13 protein-coding genes are annotated in these 18,824 nt (G+C 54.0%); 8 read left to right on the forward strand and 5 right to left on the reverse strand.

Annotation, left to right across the window (positions count from 1 at the left end; genetic code table 11):
* A partial coding sequence (locus ACNKU7_RS04510) for a transposase (RefSeq protein ID WP_418295777.1) occupies nt 1-343 on the forward strand: 343 nt, incomplete at its 5' end.
* A 61-nt stretch (nt 344-404) separates the two neighbouring features.
* Here the strand turns inward: ACNKU7_RS04510 and ACNKU7_RS04515 are convergent.
* The gene (locus ACNKU7_RS04515) at nt 405-5,492 is read right to left on the reverse strand and encodes a hypothetical protein (RefSeq protein ID WP_418295778.1); all 5,088 of its coding nucleotides are present in this window, start codon (nt 5,490-5,492) and stop codon (nt 405-407) included.
* Nucleotides 5,493-6,236: 744 nt separating this feature from the next.
* Between ACNKU7_RS04515 and ACNKU7_RS04520 the strand changes: the two genes are divergently transcribed.
* Nucleotides 6,237-8,378, forward strand: coding sequence for a M4 family metallopeptidase (locus ACNKU7_RS04520; protein ID WP_418295779.1), 2,142 nt, complete (start codon nt 6,237-6,239; stop codon nt 8,376-8,378).
* A gap of 268 nt (nt 8,379-8,646) precedes the next feature.
* Nucleotides 8,647-10,149 (forward strand): metallophosphoesterase family protein, encoded by a 1,503-nt coding sequence (locus tag ACNKU7_RS04525; protein WP_418295780.1) that lies wholly within the window; start codon nt 8,647-8,649, stop codon nt 10,147-10,149.
* An 81-nt stretch (nt 10,150-10,230) separates the two neighbouring features.
* Here the strand turns inward: ACNKU7_RS04525 and ACNKU7_RS04530 are convergent, their stop codons facing one another.
* Together ACNKU7_RS04530 and ACNKU7_RS04535 are read right to left on the reverse strand one after the other, a co-directional pair.
* Complete coding sequence (locus ACNKU7_RS04530) at nt 10,231-10,434, reverse strand: hypothetical protein (protein ID WP_418295781.1); 204 nt, start codon at nt 10,432-10,434, stop codon at nt 10,231-10,233.
* 468 nt (nt 10,435-10,902) lie between these two features.
* Nucleotides 10,903-12,096, reverse strand: coding sequence for an MFS transporter (locus ACNKU7_RS04535; protein ID WP_418295782.1), 1,194 nt, complete (start codon nt 12,094-12,096; stop codon nt 10,903-10,905).
* Between the two features lie 93 nt (nt 12,097-12,189).
* Between ACNKU7_RS04535 and ACNKU7_RS04540 the strand changes: the two genes are divergently transcribed.
* Nucleotides 12,190-13,077, forward strand: a complete 888-nt coding sequence (locus tag ACNKU7_RS04540) for a LysR family transcriptional regulator (RefSeq protein ID WP_418295783.1) — start codon at nt 12,190-12,192, stop codon at nt 13,075-13,077.
* A 123-nt stretch (nt 13,078-13,200) separates the two neighbouring features.
* Here ACNKU7_RS04540 and ACNKU7_RS04545 read toward each other — a convergent pair whose 3' ends face one another.
* Together ACNKU7_RS04545 and ACNKU7_RS04550 are read right to left on the reverse strand one after the other, a co-directional pair.
* Entirely contained in the window at nt 13,201-13,779 is a 579-nt protein-coding gene (locus ACNKU7_RS04545; RefSeq protein WP_418295784.1) for a hypothetical protein, read from the reverse strand.
* Nucleotides 13,776-14,846: a hypothetical protein gene (locus ACNKU7_RS04550; RefSeq protein ID WP_418295785.1), complete on the reverse strand. Its 1,071-nt coding sequence runs from the start codon at nt 14,844-14,846 to the stop codon at nt 13,776-13,778. The genes ACNKU7_RS04545 and ACNKU7_RS04550 overlap by 4 nt, the downstream gene beginning before the upstream one ends.
* A gap of 538 nt (nt 14,847-15,384) precedes the next feature.
* On the opposite strand from ACNKU7_RS04550, the gene ACNKU7_RS04555 reads away from it, so the two are divergent.
* The 4 genes from ACNKU7_RS04555 to ACNKU7_RS04570 all read left to right on the forward strand — a co-directional run bounded on the left by ACNKU7_RS04555 (nt 15,385) and on the right by ACNKU7_RS04570 (nt 18,579).
* The gene (locus ACNKU7_RS04555; protein ID WP_418295786.1) at nt 15,385-16,584 is read left to right on the forward strand and encodes a zinc metalloprotease; all 1,200 of its coding nucleotides are present in this window, start codon (nt 15,385-15,387) and stop codon (nt 16,582-16,584) included.
* Nucleotides 16,585-17,225: 641 nt separating this feature from the next.
* Nucleotides 17,226-17,729, forward strand: a complete 504-nt coding sequence (locus ACNKU7_RS04560; RefSeq protein ID WP_418295787.1) for a type VI secretion system amidase effector protein Tae4 — start codon at nt 17,226-17,228, stop codon at nt 17,727-17,729.
* Nucleotides 17,726-18,115, forward strand: coding sequence for a hypothetical protein (locus ACNKU7_RS04565; RefSeq protein ID WP_418295788.1), 390 nt, complete (start codon nt 17,726-17,728; stop codon nt 18,113-18,115). The genes ACNKU7_RS04560 and ACNKU7_RS04565 overlap by 4 nt, the downstream gene beginning before the upstream one ends.
* A gap of 170 nt (nt 18,116-18,285) precedes the next feature.
* Entirely contained in the window at nt 18,286-18,579 is a 294-nt protein-coding gene (locus ACNKU7_RS04570; RefSeq protein ID WP_418295789.1) for a hypothetical protein, read from the forward strand.
* The last annotated feature ends 245 nt before the right edge of the window (nt 18,580-18,824 follow it).

Consider the following 18,824-nt stretch of genomic DNA (forward strand, 5'->3'; position numbering starts at 1 on the left):
GTTCTTGACCAACAACTTGAGGCTGTCAGCGGCCACCATTGCCGCCATTTATAAAGACCGCTGGAAAGTGGAGCTGTTCTTCAAGGCGATAAAGCAAAACCTCAAGATTAAAGCCTTTGTTGGTACTTCAAAGAATGCAGTTTTAACGCAGGTATGGATTGCCCTCATCGTGTACCTGCTGGTGTCATTTGCACGCCATAGCGCCAAGCAAGGTTGGACGGTACATCGGATGTTGAGGGTACTGCAGCTCAACTTGTTTGAGCGAAAGGCGCTGACAGAGATATTGAATCCGAGCCCACCGCCGAATCAAAAAGACCAGCCTCAAATGAGGCTGGTCTCATGACTGTCAAACTGTGGGACAGCAGTGCCCAAACGGGGCCCTTTTTTCTCATTCAATCGGAAGATTATTGAATGATCAGGTATGCCACCTGTTCGTCTGTGTGGGAGCGCTCCTGATTGGAAAAACGGTCCTCGTCCACCATCAGGGAAATGTTGTTGCTGGTGGTTACATCGGTCACGACCGCCCAGCTACCATCATTCCCATCCATGGCCGACTGGCTCAGGATCGTGGCCTGCGGCGCCGCAGGCCCATCATAGGCATAGCTTGCACCAGATCCCGGGCCGCGCACCGAGTCCGCACCAAGCCCCGCCACAAGCGCGCGGTCATTCACGGTTGCGCTGCCACCTTCCATCACCAGATAGGCAATGGTTTCATCAGCACGCAGTTTCTCAGAATCCTCACCCACGTGCTTGCCCAGATATATAGCTGCGGCGGATACCGGTGCAGTATGGCTGGAACCACGACTCCAGAATACGGACCAGCGGCTGTCATTGAATGAGGCGACCTGGCCGAATACTACGGGGTTGCTGTAGCTGTTGCGGGGCGTGAGAAGCTCCGCCTGCCAACTTCCCTTGCGATCAGTAACCGTGCTATTGAAGTACCCGGCCTCCATAGTGACGCCATGCTTGGCTTCGGTATATGTACCGGCTTCGACCACAACAAAGTGTACCGGCATCGTTACAGGGGCAGCGCTGGTGTCGGCGCGCTGCAAGCGGATATCAAACCGGTTACCGGCTACATTCCGTAAACGGACGACCACCGGCGGCGCATCGGCAGCATACTGCGGGGTGGTTACCACAACTGGTGCAATGTAGGCACGGGGCAAGGTCACCGAGAGCCAGGTATCGCTACCCACAGAAGGGAGCATTTCTGCATGTAGAAATGGATTACCCGGATCAGCGGCATCACTTGGATCGGTACCCTGCTGGAACTCCTCCAGATTACTGAGCCCATCGGCATCAAGATCAAGTACAGCATCGCCGGCGTCCAGCGGATTCAGGGCGTACTGCGCTTCCCAGCCGTCGGGCAGAGTATCGTTATCGTCGTCCAGATCCGCGTTATTGCCAACACCATCCCCATCACTGTCCAGCGCCTCGGAGTCATCGAGCGGGAAGGCATCAGCGCCATCGAAGATTCCATCAAGATCGCTGTCCGGATTGTCAGCAAGGGTTCCAAGGGTAAGCTCTTCGCTGTTACTCAGACCGTCACCATCGTGATCCAGGTTCTGGCTGCCATCATCAACCCGCGGGTCGTAACCCAGGGTCACTTCAAGGCCGTCGGGCAGGCCGTCACCATCAGAGTCAGCGTTAGTGGGATCGGTTTGCTGCTGATATTCGCTCAGATTGTCCAGGCCGTCGCCATCTGCATCACCACCCCCATCCGGGAAATTGGGGTCCAGTGCATACTGAAGCTCCCACCAGCTAGGCATGCCATCACCGTCTTCATCCGCATTGGGATTCTGCAGTGGATTAGTGCCAGCAAGAAATTCATAGCGGTTGCTGACACCGTCACCGTCAGGATCCTGGGCGGCATCACTGGCACTGTAGGGACTGAACCCATAGAGCTCTTCATAGGCATTCGGCATTCCGTCGAGATCGTCATCGCGGGAATACATCGCATCCAGGGGATAGCGGTCGTAACCGTCGGGGACCAGATCACCATCGGTATCAAAGTTCAGCGGATCAGTACCAAGCTCGAATTCCCGTAACGGGGTCAACTGGTCATCATCACCGAAATACAAGTCAAAGCCATCGGCCTGGTCATAGGGATTCAGGCCATACTGCGATTCCCACGCGTTCGGAATTCCGTCGCGATCACTATCGTACCGGTAAGCAGGATTTAACGGGGCAACATCATTCGGATCAATGACACTGTCATTGTCCGTATCGCTATTCGTCGGATCGGTACCCGCAGCAAACTCCTCAAAGTTATTCAGATAGTCCTTATCACAATTCTGCTGCGCATCAGCTGCAACATGATCCGATAAGCAGCCGGGGAATTCGGCCTCAAAAGCAGCTGGCAAGCCATCGCCATCCATGTCGACAGAATATTCTGCCTGTGCGGGCCACGGATCGTTACCATCGAGAATGCCATCCCCATCGGTATCCGGCAGGTCAACCCGCGTGCCTGCGGCGTATTCCAGCCTGTCGCTCAGGCCATCCTGATCAAGGTCATCCACATCGCTGGCCGGAAAATACGGCGAGAGACCATGACTCTCCTCCCACGCATCAGGCAGGTCATCCCCGTCGCTGTCGCGCGCACGGCTTGGATCCAGAGGCCACAGGTCAACGCCATCCGGGTAGGAGTCGTTGTCAGTGTCGGTGTGATTGGGGTTGGTACCGCTGATGAACTCCTGATAAGCAGTCAACCCGTCGCTGTCGAAGTCGCTGGCACCATCGTAAAGATCTTCGTCGTGTAGACCATAAAGCTGCTCCCACTCGCGCGGGATACCATCGCGGTCGTAATCCATCGAGTAGCGTGCGTCCACAGGGTAACGATCGACGAAATCATCCGTGCCATCATTGTCTGTGTCCGCGTCATACGCATCGGTGCCCAGCTTGTACTCGGCGAGATTGGCCAGACCATCACCATCCATATCACGATTGGCATCGCTCGGGTCGTAGGGATTAAGTCCATTCATGTCCTCCCAACGATCCGGCATCCCATCGCGATCTTCATCGTAACGGAACTCCCAATTGCGCGGCGCAACGTCATATCGGTCAGAAACACCATCGCCATCCGAGTCGATACTCATCGGATCAGTGCCAAGGGCAAATTCTTCCGCATTCGTGAGACTGTCGCCGTCCATGTCCCCAGTGGAATCACCCCATTCATAAGGATCGAGAATCGGGCTTGCAATTTCATAGGCGTCCGGCAGGCCATCACCGTCGGTATCATGCTGGTAGGCCGCATTGGCCGGGAAGCGGTCTTCACCGTCCGCCACACCATCACCGTCACTGTCGCGAGAATCAGGTCGAGTGCCGGCCAGGAATTCGGCCAGGTTAGTCAAGCCATCGGCATCCAGATCCTGCAAGGCATCGCCTGGGTACTGGTCGCTGAAGCTGTAACGCACTTCAAAATACAGTGGCATCCCATCGCGATCGTCGTCAATGGCCTTGCTCGGATCCATGGGCCACAAATCATAACCATCAGGAGCACCGTCAAAATCTGTATCCGGCCTCATTGGATCCGTGCCGGCATCAAACTCCTCCCAGTTGCGCAGCGCATCACCATCTGTGTCCGTAACACTGTCATCCGGGTTATCGTCCATAAGACCGTGCTGTTCCTCCCATTCCCGCGGCATGCCATCCCGGTCGTCATCACGGGTATAACGCGCATCTGTTGGATAGCGATCGTGGGCATCATCCAATCCGTCGCGATCAGTATCCGGTTGAGACGGATCGGTGCCGAGGACGAACTCCCGCAGATTGATGAGCCGATCACCATCGAGATCCTGCAGAGCGTCAACTGGATCCTGGTCAAAGAGTCCCCACTGCAGTTCCCATCTGAGGGGCATGCCATCCCGGTCCATATCGTCGGCAAACTCAGGATCCAATGGTGCAAAATCGTCAGCGTCGGGAACCCCGTCAAAATCTGAGTCCATGGCATCAGGCTTGGTGCCAGCAATAAACTCGGCGAGATTGCTCAAACTGTCTCCATCGAAATCCCCTTGGGCATCCTGAGGGTCAGCGGGATTGAGAAACGCTGGAAAAGCTAGTTCATATGCATTGGGCATGCCGTCACCATCCATGTCGTCTCGATACCGGGCGTCCAGGGGATGGGGATCCTCACCGTCAATGACGCCGTCCCCATCTGTATCAGGCCTGCTGGGATCTGTACCGGTCGCAAACTCCCGCCAGTCGGTCAAACCGTCGCTATCAAAATCGTCCCCTGAGTTGCGATATCGCAATTCCAACATGCCATACCGCCGCTGCCATTCGTCAGGCAGAGTATCGCCATCCCAGTCAAACGCCCAGGCGGGGTTCAGGGGCCAGCGGTCATCGAAATCAGGTATATCATCCGCATCAGTATCAAACAGTCGTGGACTCGTTCCCCAATGAAATTCATCCAGCGGTGTTATGCCGAGTGAATTAAGTTCTGTGGCGGCGTCATCGGGATTCAGCCCGTCGTAACCGTACGCAAACTCCCAACTGTCTGGCAAACCATCGCGGTCCTCGTCAAAGCCAAAAAGCGGGTTTAGTGGCCAGTGATCCTGATAAAAATCAATTGAAAAATCACCGTCGGTATCGTCGTTATTCGGATCAAGGCCCAGCTCAAACTCCCGCAACGGGGTCAGCAGATCCCAGTCTCCTGCTTCGCGGTTAATGGCATCAATCGGGTCTTCTGGAGAGAGGCCGTATTGCGTTTCCCACGCGTCCGGCAATCCGTCATCATCCTTGTCTGTCTTGTAGCGCGAGTCGGTAGGTGCAGTATCGAGACCGTCTTCCAGACCATCGCCGTCCGAATCGAACAGCTCCGGGTTGCTGCCGAGAGCAAATTCCTGCAGCGCGGTGAGACCATCACCATCTATATCACTACCAGCATCGGTGGCCTCACGCTCATTCAGAGAGGCATACATGTGCTCGAAGTTGTTAGGCAGGCCATCGCCATCGAAATCCCAAATATAGGCGGGATTGGTCGGCCAGAGATCGTCGTAATCCGGGACTTGGTCGCCATCGGTATCCCATTGGCGAATATGAGTACCGAGTGCAAACTCGTCCAGAGCAGACAGGTAATCATTATCCTCGTCTGAGTGGGCATCCAGTGCGTTAAACGGATCCAGCCCCCGACTTGTCTCCCATCGATCCGGAAGACCATCTTTGTCAGAATCCTGTGCATAGCGTGGGTCACTGGGCCACAAATCTTCGCCATCGTAAATGCGGTCACCATCGGACTCCGGGATATTCGGCAGGCTACCTGCAGTGAACTCCTCAAGGTTACTCAAGCCATCCCGATCGGGATCGAGCTTTGCATCTTCCGGTGAGTTTGGATCGAGTGCATACAAGATTTCCCAGTAATCCGGTATTCCGTCGCCATCGGAATCTGCGGTATACGCCGGGTTGGCTTGCGTGGATGTGTTGAGCACCAGCCCAAGCGCTGCACTGCCCAGCAGGAGGTGATGCTTCCCGCGTTTCTTACATGAAATCCCCATGAAATTCCTTATTCATTTCTGGAGTGTGTGTGAAGTTTCAGTATTACTGCGCACTGAAACAGGTGGATGCTTTATTTTTTATTCTTCCCTAATAAGAACCTTTAAGGAGCGATTTCATTATCCACATGAAATTCCTCGTTGGTTTACGACGGGAGGGACGGAAAAATTGTCGCGGATTTTATTCTGAAATTTGCCGAAGTTGCGGTACATGTAATTACTTGTAATTTCACATCGCGCTCAAGCCGCAACGATCAAGTGACCCTAGAGAAAAATTTTCAACCGACAATTAACACGGACGTACTATCCACACACAAAATACAGCGCCACCAACCCATGGGACGAGAGTACTATGTGACTTTGTGAGGCGGGACAGTCAGCGAGTTTTTGAGACTAATCGCTCAATACAATTTAAAAAAGACCTAACCTTTAGTCTCTTCATCACCGCTTAATTGTAAATGTGAGTACACGGAGTACTATCCAGACCGTTCGGCAACCCCGGACACCTCCGGTTTGAGAAAGCGGTGTGCACCTTAGCGGCGGGCAGTCTCACTTGCCATCATCCTTGCCTCGCTTGCGAGCTCCCTGCACTCCGGTTCGTCTTCTGCAGTCCTACCTTTCATGTCTTCGAAACCGAATGGCAGTGCGCACGCACGCGCCGTGCATTTGTATGGTGCGCACCGCAGAGGCGATCCCTCAGGAATTCGGCTTTCGGAACGCAAACAAAAAAATAAGGAACCATTTGCAATGACGCGTTTTCTAGGAATCACTTGCACCCTTGCACTGGCAATCAGTGCGCATGCGGCAGACCGCGTGCCGGCGACCCCGGATATGCTTTCCCCGCAGGCACTGGCCGCTACCAGTGGCACCGACATCGCACTTGAGGAGATCCGTTCACGCACCCTGCCAAACGGCAAGGTCATTACCCGGTATCGCCAGACCCACCAGGGCATCCCGGTATGGGGACAGACCGTCACCAGTTCTGGCCAGGGAGTATCCGCTCAGGTACAGGGCGACGTTCTGATGGGGCTGACACTGGATGTACCTTCGACCAAGCCAGCCATTGAGGCCTCCAACGCTATTCAGCGGGCAATGGGTCACAAGATCAACCAGCGCGCACAACAGGGGCAAATTAACGGTGCCCTATCAATGCCTGCGTTAAAGCTGGCAGCCAAGAACCAGACACAGCAGCTGTTCATTCATGTAGACAACCAGAACAACGCCCGGCTCGCCTACCTGGTCAGCTGGGTAGAGTATGGTGATGAGCCCTCGCGCCCCTTCTACTTTATCGACGCTCTCACTGGCGAAGTCATCGAGCACTGGGACGGACTCGCCCACCAGGATGCAACTGGCCCGGGCGGCAACCAGAAAACCGGTCGCTACGAATACGGTACAGACTATCCGGCGATGCAGGTCGACAGCAGCTGTCGCATGAATACGACCAACGTCGAAACCGTCAACATGAACCACGGCACCAGTGGTGGCAGCATCTTCTCGTTTACCTGTCCTTACAATGACTACAAAACGATTAACGGCGCCTACTCGCCACTGAACGATGCGCATTTCTTCGGCGGCGTGGTATTCGGCCTGTACAACGACTGGTACAACACCGCACCGCTGACACAGAAACTGCGTATGCGCGTGCACTACAGCAACAACTACGAAAACGCATTCTGGGATGGCAGCCAGATGACGTTCGGGGACGGCGGTAATACCTTCCACCCCCTGGTCAGCCTCGATGTTTCTGCTCATGAGGTCAGCCACGGTTTTACCGAGCAGAACTCCGGCCTGCAGTATTCCGCCCAGTCTGGCGGCATCAATGAGGCCTTCTCCGATATGGCCGGTGAGGCGGCTGAGTTCTATATGCGCGGCAGCAACGACTGGCTGGTAGGTGCCGATATCTACAAGGCCAATGGCGCCCTTCGCTATATGGAAGATCCCACACTGGACGGCAGCTCGATCGGCCACGCCTCCAATTACTTCTCCGGCATGGATGTGCACCACAGCTCCGGTGTGTTCAACCGCGCGTTTTACCTGATTGCCAATACCAATGGCTGGGACACCCGCAAGGCGTTCGATATCTTCGTGCTGGCGAACCAGATGTACTGGAACTCCACCTCCAACTACGTCAATGCCGCCTGTGGCGTGATGTCGGCAACAGAGGATCTCGCGTACGATCTAAACGCAGTCGCTACCGCGTTTAATACCGTAGGCGTTTCCACGTCCAGCTGCGGCGGTGGCGGCGGCAACCCGGGTGGCGGTGCACTGGAAAACGGCGTTACCGAGAGCAGCCTCTCCGGCAGCACCGGTGAAGAGCTCCACTACACCCTCGACGTGCCGGCCGGCGCCAGCAACCTGAGCTTCCGGATCTCCGGCGGCAGTGGTGATGCCGACCTCTACGTGCGCTTTGGAGCAGCACCAACCACCTCCTCCTACGACTGCCGTCCCTATATTGGTGGCAACAGCGAAACCTGCAATATCTCCAATGTGCAGGCCGGCACTTACTACGTGATGGTAAGGGCCTACAGCAGCTTCTCAGGCGTGAACCTGGTCGGCAGTTTTGATGAGGATACTGGCGGTGGCAGCGGCGACGGCTGGGTAGAGACCAACCTCTCCGGCAGCCGGAGTTCCTGGCAGCACTTCACCCTGGACGTGACATCCGGCATGTCGTCACTGAATGTCCAGATGTCTGGGGGCAGCGGCGATGCGGATCTGTATGTACGCTACGGTGCGCAACCGACGACCAGCAGCTACAACTGTCGCCCCTATACCTCGGGCAACAGTGAAAACTGCACGATCAGCAACCCGCAGTCAGGTACCTGGTATATCAGCATTCGCGGTTACCGCGCCTACTCCGGCGTAACCCTGGAGGCACAGGCCAATCCCTGACCCTCACTGTACACAGTAGGAATGGCGGCCATTGGCCGCCATTTTTCGTACCTCATCAAAAGCCTTCTATGTCCCGTCACATCACTTAGCACCCGTCCTGCCATTGACAGTGGCTTTCACCACTCACCTGCTGGATATGGCTGTAAAGCCTCGGTACGATAAGTCCAAACCATCGGTACCGCTCGGTGAAATGAACCGCGCCTGTCTTTCGAGCCGTTAGACAGCATGCCGTGAAAGAGAAAATAAATCTGACCAAAGGGAATTCGTCGTGAGAAACAACTATTCCGTTGAGGGGCTGGAAGCCGGCTGGAACCTCGCATTCTTTGACCCCACTACTACCTCCTTCAAGGTATGGCTGGGCGTGCTGAAGACAAACAGGAAGAAGAAAGACAACCTGCTGATAGAGATTCTTGATACCGAAGGCAAGCTCATACAAAGCATCAGCTCCGGCACGATACAGTGGCGCAGGCCATTCCAAGGGCATGAGCGCGGCTTTTACTCCCTGCTCACCATCAATGACCTGACACCCAATACCCGCTATCAAGTCCGGGTTACTGAGGCATTTACACAACCGGACAGCAATGCGCCCATCACCGATCCGGGCTCCGGTGAGCCAATGGTCGACACATTGATTGACGGTCAATGCAAAACCCTGCCTGTGAGCCTGCCGAATAATGCCGAGACACCCTTCTGTGTTCTGTTGGGCAGCTGCCTAAGCCAGAAATACGATGGCCACAGTGCCAGCAATGCGGTGCATGCGCTGTGTGACAAAGAAAGCGAAAAATACCACCCGGATATCTCAGTGCTGGCGGGCGACCAGGTTTACCTGGATCTCGGCATCCGGGGCATCTCCACCATCCCTGAAGAAATTTCCGAGTATGTAGGTGAAAAATACGCGGAAGCCTGGATGTCGCTGGAAGGCTTCTTGCGCAATTCCGCCTGCGTCAACCTGGCTGACGATCATGAATTCTGGAACAACTACCCCGATTTCAGCACCAACGAGGCCGTCTACCTCTACCCGCTGCGTGACAAGCAGGTACGCTCCGCGTTCACGGCTGCAGCGCTCGACGGGGTGCGAAATGTACAGCAGGTTAAGCCGGTAAGAATCATAAAGCTGGGTAATGACCTCTCCTTCTGCTTTGCCGACATGCGCTCGGATCGCACCATCAAACCTAGAAAGCTCATGAACGAGGATCACTTTTCGGAAGTGTTGAACTGGGCTGAACACCTAACCACGCCCGGCGTCCTCGCCATCCCCCAGGCGCTCTTTGTCGAGAAAGGTAATGGTTTTGACTACAACCTGCCGAACTTCAAGGATGATTATTCCCGCCTGTTGGCAGCACTGGCCAAAACCGGCAACGATATACTGATACTGACGGGCGACGTCCACTACGGCCGGGTAGCCAAGTCAAAACTTGGTAACGCCAACATCTATGAAGTGATTGCCTCCCCGCTCTCCAATATCCCCGGCTTCTCGGGTACGCTCGCGACAGCAACACCGCCCACAGAAATCCCCCGTTTCCCCCAGATCAGCGTTCCCGGGCTCCCAGGCAAAAGCAAGGTGACAACCATTGCAGAAATCGAAGAGGTTTCTGACCCCTTGGACTTTCGCTACCCGGATACGAGAACCCGCGAGCATTTTGCTACCCTTGGCTTCTCAAAAACCGAAGGCGCAGGAATTCAGGTCGACATAAACTATTGGGCCGTTCGAAAGTTCTACAAATCCGGATCTCCCAAGAAGCTGGAGAGCTGTACGATTTACCTAAAGTGAAACCAAAATCGAATAATCAGCGTCGATAATTGGCTGACGATCAGCCTCTACGCTTCCCAGAGCATAAATTAGAGATTCTGGTCAGAAGCTACAGCCGCGGGAGCTGTCCCACTCCCGCGCTGCTTTCCTGGTTTGTTGTTTGCTGTCAAAGCGATCGGCAGATTTTGCCCGGACATGAGCACCGCCTTTACGTAACAGCGGGTTTTGCGCAACCGGATTGCCCGGGGTGCGCCGTTCTTTTACGGAAATATTGATGGATATTTTCCGGTCCGCTTTTTTCTTCAATAACTTCTCCCTATAGAGTTGGTTAACCCTTGATACAGATGACCTGCTTGATTGCTGTAGAGAACCACTTTACAGGCATAACTGGCTCCTGGATTTCTCCACGTAAATCGTCAAATGCCTTTCAGAAAACCGGGAAGTAAAAAACAAAAAGCCCCGGCAATAGCCAGGGCTTCAGAGAGATCTGGCTTGAAAGGCGGTATCACCTTTCAAGCGCGAGCACATGAAAGGCGGTTCAGTAAGAACTCAAGTTGCTACTCTGTAATGACATTTCATGGCTCCTGTATTTGGTGTGTGAATTAAGCTGCGAAGGATATTGCCTGATTTATCTGTGTCAACACATTTTTATATTTCTTGAACCTCAGGCTTACCGGTTGCTGCAACCCACGCTGCTGCGCATATCCCATGTGGCGCTGCAAGAGATGGGGAGGTCGAATTGAGTCAGTTATACAATCGCCTCCCCTACCCGCGTCAGGTGCACTCGGCAACGGATACCGAATGGGCAGATTGCCGGCGGTCGAGAGAGCCCGAGAGCCGCGTTAATCCCAGAGCCATCAATACAATCAGTGCACCGATCCAGGGCGTATCCATCAGCGTCAGGTGTTCGATCACGGCGCCGCCCAGTACAGAACCGATCGCAATACCGATATTGAACGCGGCGATGTTCAGGCCAGATGCCACATCCACCGCCTGCGGTGTGTGCTTTTCTGCCAGCTGCACCACATACACCTGCAGGCCCGGCACATTGCCAAATGCGAATGCTCCCCACACCAGCACGGTCAGCACTGCGGCCACCGGGTTACCGGCCGTCCATGTAAACAGCATCAGCACCGCTGCCAGCGCGGTAAAGATAATACTCAACGCCGGTACCGGCCCACGGCGATCCGCCAGCTTTCCACCCCAGATATTGCCGACGGCAACCGACACACCGTATACCAGCATAATCAGCGCCACCGTGCCGGCGGCGAAACCGCTCACCTGCTGGAGAATCGGGGCAAGGTACGTAAACGCGGTAAAGGTACCGCCATAGCCCAGCGCGGTCATTGCGTACACCAGCAGCAAGCGCGGCTCGGTGAGGACCGCCAGTTGCTGCCGCAGGGTCGCCGGTGGTGACTGCTTCAGGTTTTTGGGCACCAGCAGCGCGCTGCCAACCAGTGCCATCAGGCCCAGCGCCGACACAATCAGGAAGGTCGCGCGCCAGCCAAAATGCTGGCCGATCCAGGTTCCCAGGGGCACGCCGGTCACCAGTGCCACCGTGAGGCCAGTGAACATCAATGCTATCGCGCCAGCCTCTTTGTCCTTGCTAACCAGACTGGTGGCAATCGTCGAGCCGATCGCGAAGAAGACACCGTGGGCCAGGCCCGTGAGCACCCGCGCTACTACCAGAGAGCTATAGCCCGGTGCCAACCAGGCGAGCAGATTACCGAGGGTGAACAGCGCCATCACGCTCAGCAATACCGTCTTGCGGTTCCAGCGCCCGGTGAGGGCCGTCAGCACCGGCGCACCGACCGCGACCCCAAGGGCATACAGGCTCACCAGCAAGCCCGCCGAGGGCAAGGTGACGCCTAGGTCATGGGCGATGGTGGGTACAAGTCCGACAATCACAAACTCGGTAGTGCCGATGGCAAAAGCGCTGAGCGCAAGCGCCAGCAGTGCAATGGGCATAGAGATTCCTCCGCAATAGTTCCAGTTGCGGCGGAGTATGTAGGCGGCTAACTTTTACAAAAACCGCAATAGAAGCAAAAGAGCTTTGCAGAAATGACAATAGTCTCCCGCACCGAAGACCTGGAAATCCTGCTCGCCGTCATCGACAGCGGCGGCTTTTCTGCCGCCGCAAGATTGCTGGATATCCAGGTGGCGCGGGTATCCCGTGCAGTGAGCCGGCTGGAATCGGAACTGGGCGCCACACTGCTGAACCGCACCACGCGCCGGCTCGAACTGACCGACGAGGGGCAGCAATTCGTCAGCGCCGTGCGGGAGGGCTTGCGCCAGCTGGCATCCGCCGAAGACGGCCTGCGCGCGCAACGGGGCCGGCCCAGTGGGCGCCTGCGGGTCGATGCGGTCACGCCCTTCCTGCTCCATCAACTGGTGCCACTGGTACCGGCTTTTCGTGCGACCTACCCGGATATCCAGCTGGAGCTGATGGCCAACGAGCGCATCATCGACCTGATCGAGCGCCGCACCGACCTTGCCATCCGCATTGGCGCTCTTGAGGATTCCAATCTCCACGCGAAACTGCTCGGGCACAGCCCACTGCATCTGGTGGCAAGCCCCGACTATCTGGCAAGCAATGGCAAACCCATGCAGATCGAAGATCTGGATCAACACACCTTCATTGGCTTCGCCGATGCACCCCACCTCAACATACTGCCGTTCAAACAACCACGAGCGATGCAGCCAAAAATTGCGTCCAGCAGTGGCGAAGCAATAAGACAAATCGCGCTGGCCGGTCAGGGCATCGCCCTGCTGTCGAATTTCATGATCCGCCAAGACATCGAGCAAGGCCGACTGATCCCGCTGCTGGGCAGCCAGTTACAAAGCCCCAATCCCAGGGAATCGGTACAGGCGGTGTATTACCGCAGCGATGCATTGCCGCCGCGGATTGCGGCTTTTCTGGAATTTATATCGAAGCGAATACGGCTGTGAAATCGATGTGCTTGCGCACAAGAAAACTTGGGGCTATTAAACCTAAGCGATATAAGTTGACCAAGCTGGATGAGTGGGTAATCAGGAGGTGGTGCAGGTGTTTCTACACCACCATCACCTCAGCTACTGCATGACGTAACAGCTGACTTTGTCGCCGGTGCTGACATTACCAGTTTTGCTATCGAAAACTTTTTCCACCGCCCGCATCACGGGCATTCCCATTTGCGCCCACTGCGTCAACACATCTTCAGATTGGGGACACTGGCTGATATCCGCCGCGTCACGTGTGGGCTCGAAAAAATGGATCATTTTTTCGCTAAATTGCGGCTGCCCAACATACCAAAGGGCCGCGCGACGCTCACCCGAATCGGTGGCAACAAGGTAAAGCTCATGATCTCCCGCACCTGTACCACTATCCACCAGCAGAAGGTCCTGCCACAGGCCGGCAAAGCGGGCATCCATATCGTAAGTCTGCTCGAAGGCTTTCGCCTGCGTTGGGCAGTCCGGGCTGTTAAAGACACGCAGGCGCCAGTCATACTCGCCTTCGACAACCTGGGCAGACAAGGCAGGCCAACTCGCGCAGTCGCCCGCTTGTGTGCCCGCCGCGGTATTTTCAAAAATCGGCTCAAAGGGCCCCGCCACAGAGGCATCACAAGCAGTCAGAGACAGCATTAATCCCAAGCTCAAAATTCTGATGGTCATTTTTTATTCTCAGCAACACTAGTTTTCAGCGTGACATACCGCACCACGCGGTAGTTTTTAACGTTTTCAGGGGTAGTGTCGATAAAGCTGCTGGCGCGACCGTAGAGCAACACATGGGATTTGGCTTTCACACCGCCATCCGGTGTCGTATACAGGGCCAGAGCCTTGCCATAGGCTGGGTCAATGGCCACATATTCGCCGTTAGACCTCTTCTGGGTGATCAGGATCCAATGGTCTCCCACCCAATCCTTCTTGTAATCCACATGGGCCAGCACCAGACCACCCTCCTTCAGGCAGGCATCAATCGAGTGTACCGCTTCCTGCGCCAACTCTTGGCCAATACCCGAGTCCTGACCGGTCATACCCAGTGCCTTCGCACCGCCGACAATCCACAGTATGTAGCTGCCCTTGGTAAAAGCGTTGGAGGATTTCAAGATGTTGTTGACGATGAGTGGAGTCAACTTGTCCGGCTGCTGGCCGGCAGGCCAGTACTTAGTACGGGAACCTAGATACGTAGCCGCCATTGTGAGGCTGGTCATGGCACAACCATAGCCGTGAATAGTACCACCGCCAAAGCCCAGCGGCTTCTTGCCCCAACGCTCATCACCCTGGCGGAAGGGGGTCACAGCCGGGGCGACAGCCGCACTATTTCCCTGTACTTCGTCCCCACTAAACAGATCCAGCAGGCTCCGCTCAAAAAAGCTGTACTGGTCGATTACCGACTGTGGAACCTGCTCATCCAGCCACTTCACGACACTCTGGAAATTCCAGCTCTGACTGCTGTTGGTGACCTGCTGTGGCGACTCGATATTGGCATTGAGTTTCTTCCAGGTCTTGCCGCCCGGATCCACCACCCTATCGGGGTAGTTAAAATGCAGCACCTTGCGCTGGAACGCCTCGATCGCATTCAGCGTCAAAGCGCCACAGTCGCCATCCACGGCCAGCGCTCCACTCCCGCCGTTCAGCACAGGGAAACGCCTGACGGCGCTGTTTAACAACTCCTGAACAACAATGACGTCGTTACGCCGATTCGCTGCCCGATGCCCTACTTTTGCACTAATACCCATAGCTTTTTAATCCGCTCCCTGGAAAAAACGGAAAATAACATGAACTTTATAAATCGTGTGTGACAGGCTTTTTCTTTTGTAGACCGAAACTGGTACACGAGTTCAAGTTAGCGCAAGTAGATCAATACCGGATGTAGCTTACTCGCTCTTTGAGGAAGACATTGCGTAAACAACGCAATCAACAGGCAGCAATAAAGGCACGATCGTACCAAACAGAAAATAAAATATCGCTACCGCGATCACCTCCCCGGGCGTCTGCTCGGGCGGTTAGAGTCATGCGAAGAGGCAGACATAAGGGCTCAGCCTATTTCCGTGTCGCCCTTTTCACTTGCGGACTTACCCATCACCGCCTCAAACAAATATCTCCAAGTCAGCTCACAATAGCGAGAATACTACAGCGCCTTGCGAAAATATTTTGGCGTAGGTTTCGCAACCATCTCATCCACACTGGAGTTAAATAGCCACACCGGACTAACCGCCATACAGAGGCGCCCCGATACTTCAACCTCAATAAAAACCAGATGAGACGAAACCAAAAATGAAAAACTTTTTACGACAAAAAACTATTATCTATCACACCTTGATTGCCATAGCTGCAACCTTAACGTCCCTTACAACCAATGCTTTAGTCATAAGAAAGCCCTATGTGGATGACTTTTTCCAATCACACCCAGGATTCGATTGGGGCCGTCAGGCAGGTAAAGTATCTGTAGATGTATGCTGGCAGAACGTAAATAACAAACCGAAAACAGGGGACTGGGGCCCTACGCACTATTCAACCGATGGAGCACTCCAGCACGCTCTGGATGAATGGAATTCCCACATGGGCAACACCGTGAAGCTGAATTATCGAAATAATTCATGCAAGAACATTAGCGGACTCACCGGGTATTACGTCAAGATTACTAACAACGGTACAAATTCACAGGACATGAAAACAAGCCATGACGGAGACCATGCAACAATCTATGTTTGTGACGTGAACAAAGGGGCTTATTGCGATTGGTGTGCCGACAGCAACGACTCAAACTGCATTGATGCACAAGGCTATTTTACCCACGAACTGGGGCATGTCCTTGGAGCGCGCGAAGAACATGATCGTACCGATGCAGCGTGCCCGGATTCTCCGCACACTGATAATGTTTTGCGCAATCTTACGCGCTATGTCACAAGCGATGATTCTTGTTACTCAACGATGTCGTATAAAACCAAAGATAAGGGCGAAAACAACACAAAAGAGAGATATGCATGGCGAACCATTACAACCAAGGATGCCAGGGGCATGCGGACCTTCTGGGGTAATCGCGCCAATGCCGCATGGGCAAATCGATCAGTGGTTACCGCGCCTAACGGAAATTTTGACATTTCAGTGGGCGAGGGAAACCATACCCTTGGCTATGGCGCACTGCAATATAGCACCTCCCTAAAACCCAGAAATGTCTCTTACCACGCCCTTTCTTTTAGTAGCGACGCCAATGACCGGCAGTTGCTCATAAACATCAGCGGAATCATTCCAATAGATTTCGACGCCCAGGCATTTCCTATTTGCATTCTCAGTAAGGAGGCCGATGATCGAGGGTTTCCAATCCTCGAGAGCTGCCAGACTCCGAACTCACATTCGCCCCAAATATCTTTTACCCTGACAATCCCGAGCGGAATAAAGATGGATTATTGGATAGAAGTGAACACCAGTGGCGCGAGCGACTATGACTTCAATGGTTCTTACCATGTCCAATAATGCCGTTTAACTCAGACGATATATTTCTAAATAGGTAAAAGGTTCCCAGACGCTAGTTGCAGTTCGACTTATCCTTTGTTGTGGTTGCTTCTTTGCAGCTTGTTTAACAGGAACGTTGTTGAGCTTCATCTGGTGAACCTTTGCACTATTTGGCAAACGACATTCGAGATTGCGAAATCTCCTTCCACCGTAAGACACTTAGCCCTCCCCCGCCTTCCATACCGGCTACAACCACAGCTCCGCAGGTTTCTCTGACTAAAAATACCTATTTTTCTAAAAAACGCGCACCTCGAACGCTCTCCTATTCATTACCGCTTGTGTCAGGTTTAGTGATGTACCACCCCGAGTGTTGCGGCCTTTAATGGGACTTGTGCTGGACAGAATACGGCTGCAAGGTCGCCATAATTGAGTGCTAGCAACCCAGGCAGGATCCTGCCTGCGGGAACCCCCTCTTACCGAAAATTTACCAACTTTATCGCACAAGTACCGCCACCTAAAATCTTCCTATTCAAGTTTGGCTACAACAAACTTAAAATGATTTATACGCCTATCTAACTCAAATGGCACTGGCGTCAAGCGACTAGCTTTCATATGACGTGGTAATTTTACCGCCTCACTTTAAATCTACATAAGGAAATGTAATGAAGCGCCCAAATATTGAGGACGCATGGAAATCATTCCAGGAGGTATATGCTGATATCGGGAAATCCGTACCTGCCGTAGGAACTAAAATTGGCGGCAAGGTCGATTACAACATCAATGTCGTTCCTCGCGGGCAAGGCCGCTTTGAAAATGCCTGCGCAATCCGCATGAGCTATGTACTCAATGAAAACGGGATTAAGATACCGTATATTAGTGGCCAGACTGTTTCCGGTGCCCAAGGCCGTTGGTATATTTACAAAGTTAAAACGATGATCGCCTATTTGAAAAAAATCTTTGGCGAGCCGGAACATACCTTTAAAGATCCCAATGAGATTTCCTTTACCACCCTGAAAGGTATCCTTGTATTTGAAGTTGACCAATGGAGTGACGCATCGGGTCACGCCACTATCTGGAATGGCAATGCCTGCTCCGACAAATGTTACTTTCCGATTTCCAAAAAGGCCTATTTATGGGAACTCAAAAGCAAACACTCCTCGTTTTGAGCCTCACCCTGCTCTCCGCCTGTGCTCAAGGCACTGCTTCGGGTGAACAGAACGATACCAAGGAGGCAAAAGACTTCCGTAAGTATGCCACTGCGATCTGCCTGGGAAGCTCCTTTAAGGAAGAGTCGGTGATAGCGGATGCCAATCGGTCGGCTAACGTCTATTTAGGAAATGTGGATCTCGCAGCGTACGAAACCGTGAGAACCCTGCTAAAGAGCTGGAAACCTAATGGCTTCACAACCAAGCAAGGCCCACAAGCCGCCATTGCCCGCTGTATTGAATTCTCTGAGTCAGACGCTGTTCACAATGTATTCAGGCAGTTCGACCCGTGCACCAGTGCGGATGCCTGGCTCGACCCGGAAGATTTCAAAGCGCAGTGTAAATAGCCGCGTAGTGACCTGAATAGCCAGGGGGAATCAACTTCTGGCTTAGCATACTGCCCGGAAACCGCTGATCCCTATCAACCACTCTTTTATCAATAAGCGATTTACTGCCGCTAGCGAGCATCGACACCCCGTAGAGCTGACCCCATTCACCGGCAATCCCCCGGAAGGTGATGCCAGAAGGAATTCCCTTCCAACTGCAAGACTACCTGGAACTGGTGGACTGGAGCGGCCGTTGCCTGCGTGAAGGTAAGCGCGGAGCTATTGATGGCCAACTGCCACCAATCCTCGAGCGCCTACAGATAGACCCCAGGCACTGGCTGTACCTCAACCGACACTTTGAGAGCCGCTTCAAAAGCCTGGTGGGAAGCGCCGAAGCTGTACGTGGAACATGCGATAAGCTTGGCAAGCGCTGGGCCCAAGGTATTCGAGACTGCGAGCGCCTCCTTTCACCGCCAACTACTTAGCCCACTTGCCCTTTCGAACCGTCGACCACAGCAACGCTGTATGCTTCCTGCGTCTGAAAAGCCCCTTTTGACGCAAAAAGCACACTCCGGACATCCTTCTGATCAAAACAACGCTTATCCTACGTAGAGATACCAACGGAAAGACCTCAGAGCCCGACACAATCAGTAAGTGGGTGCCCTTTCTATTAGCTCCTTAAGTTCCCTGTGCCTGGAAATACCGACTTGACGCCCAAAAGGCACCCGAC

Origin of the sequence: Microbulbifer weihaiensis (assembly GCF_048323715.1) — a bacterium.
GTDB lineage: Bacteria > Pseudomonadota > Gammaproteobacteria > Pseudomonadales > Cellvibrionaceae > Microbulbifer.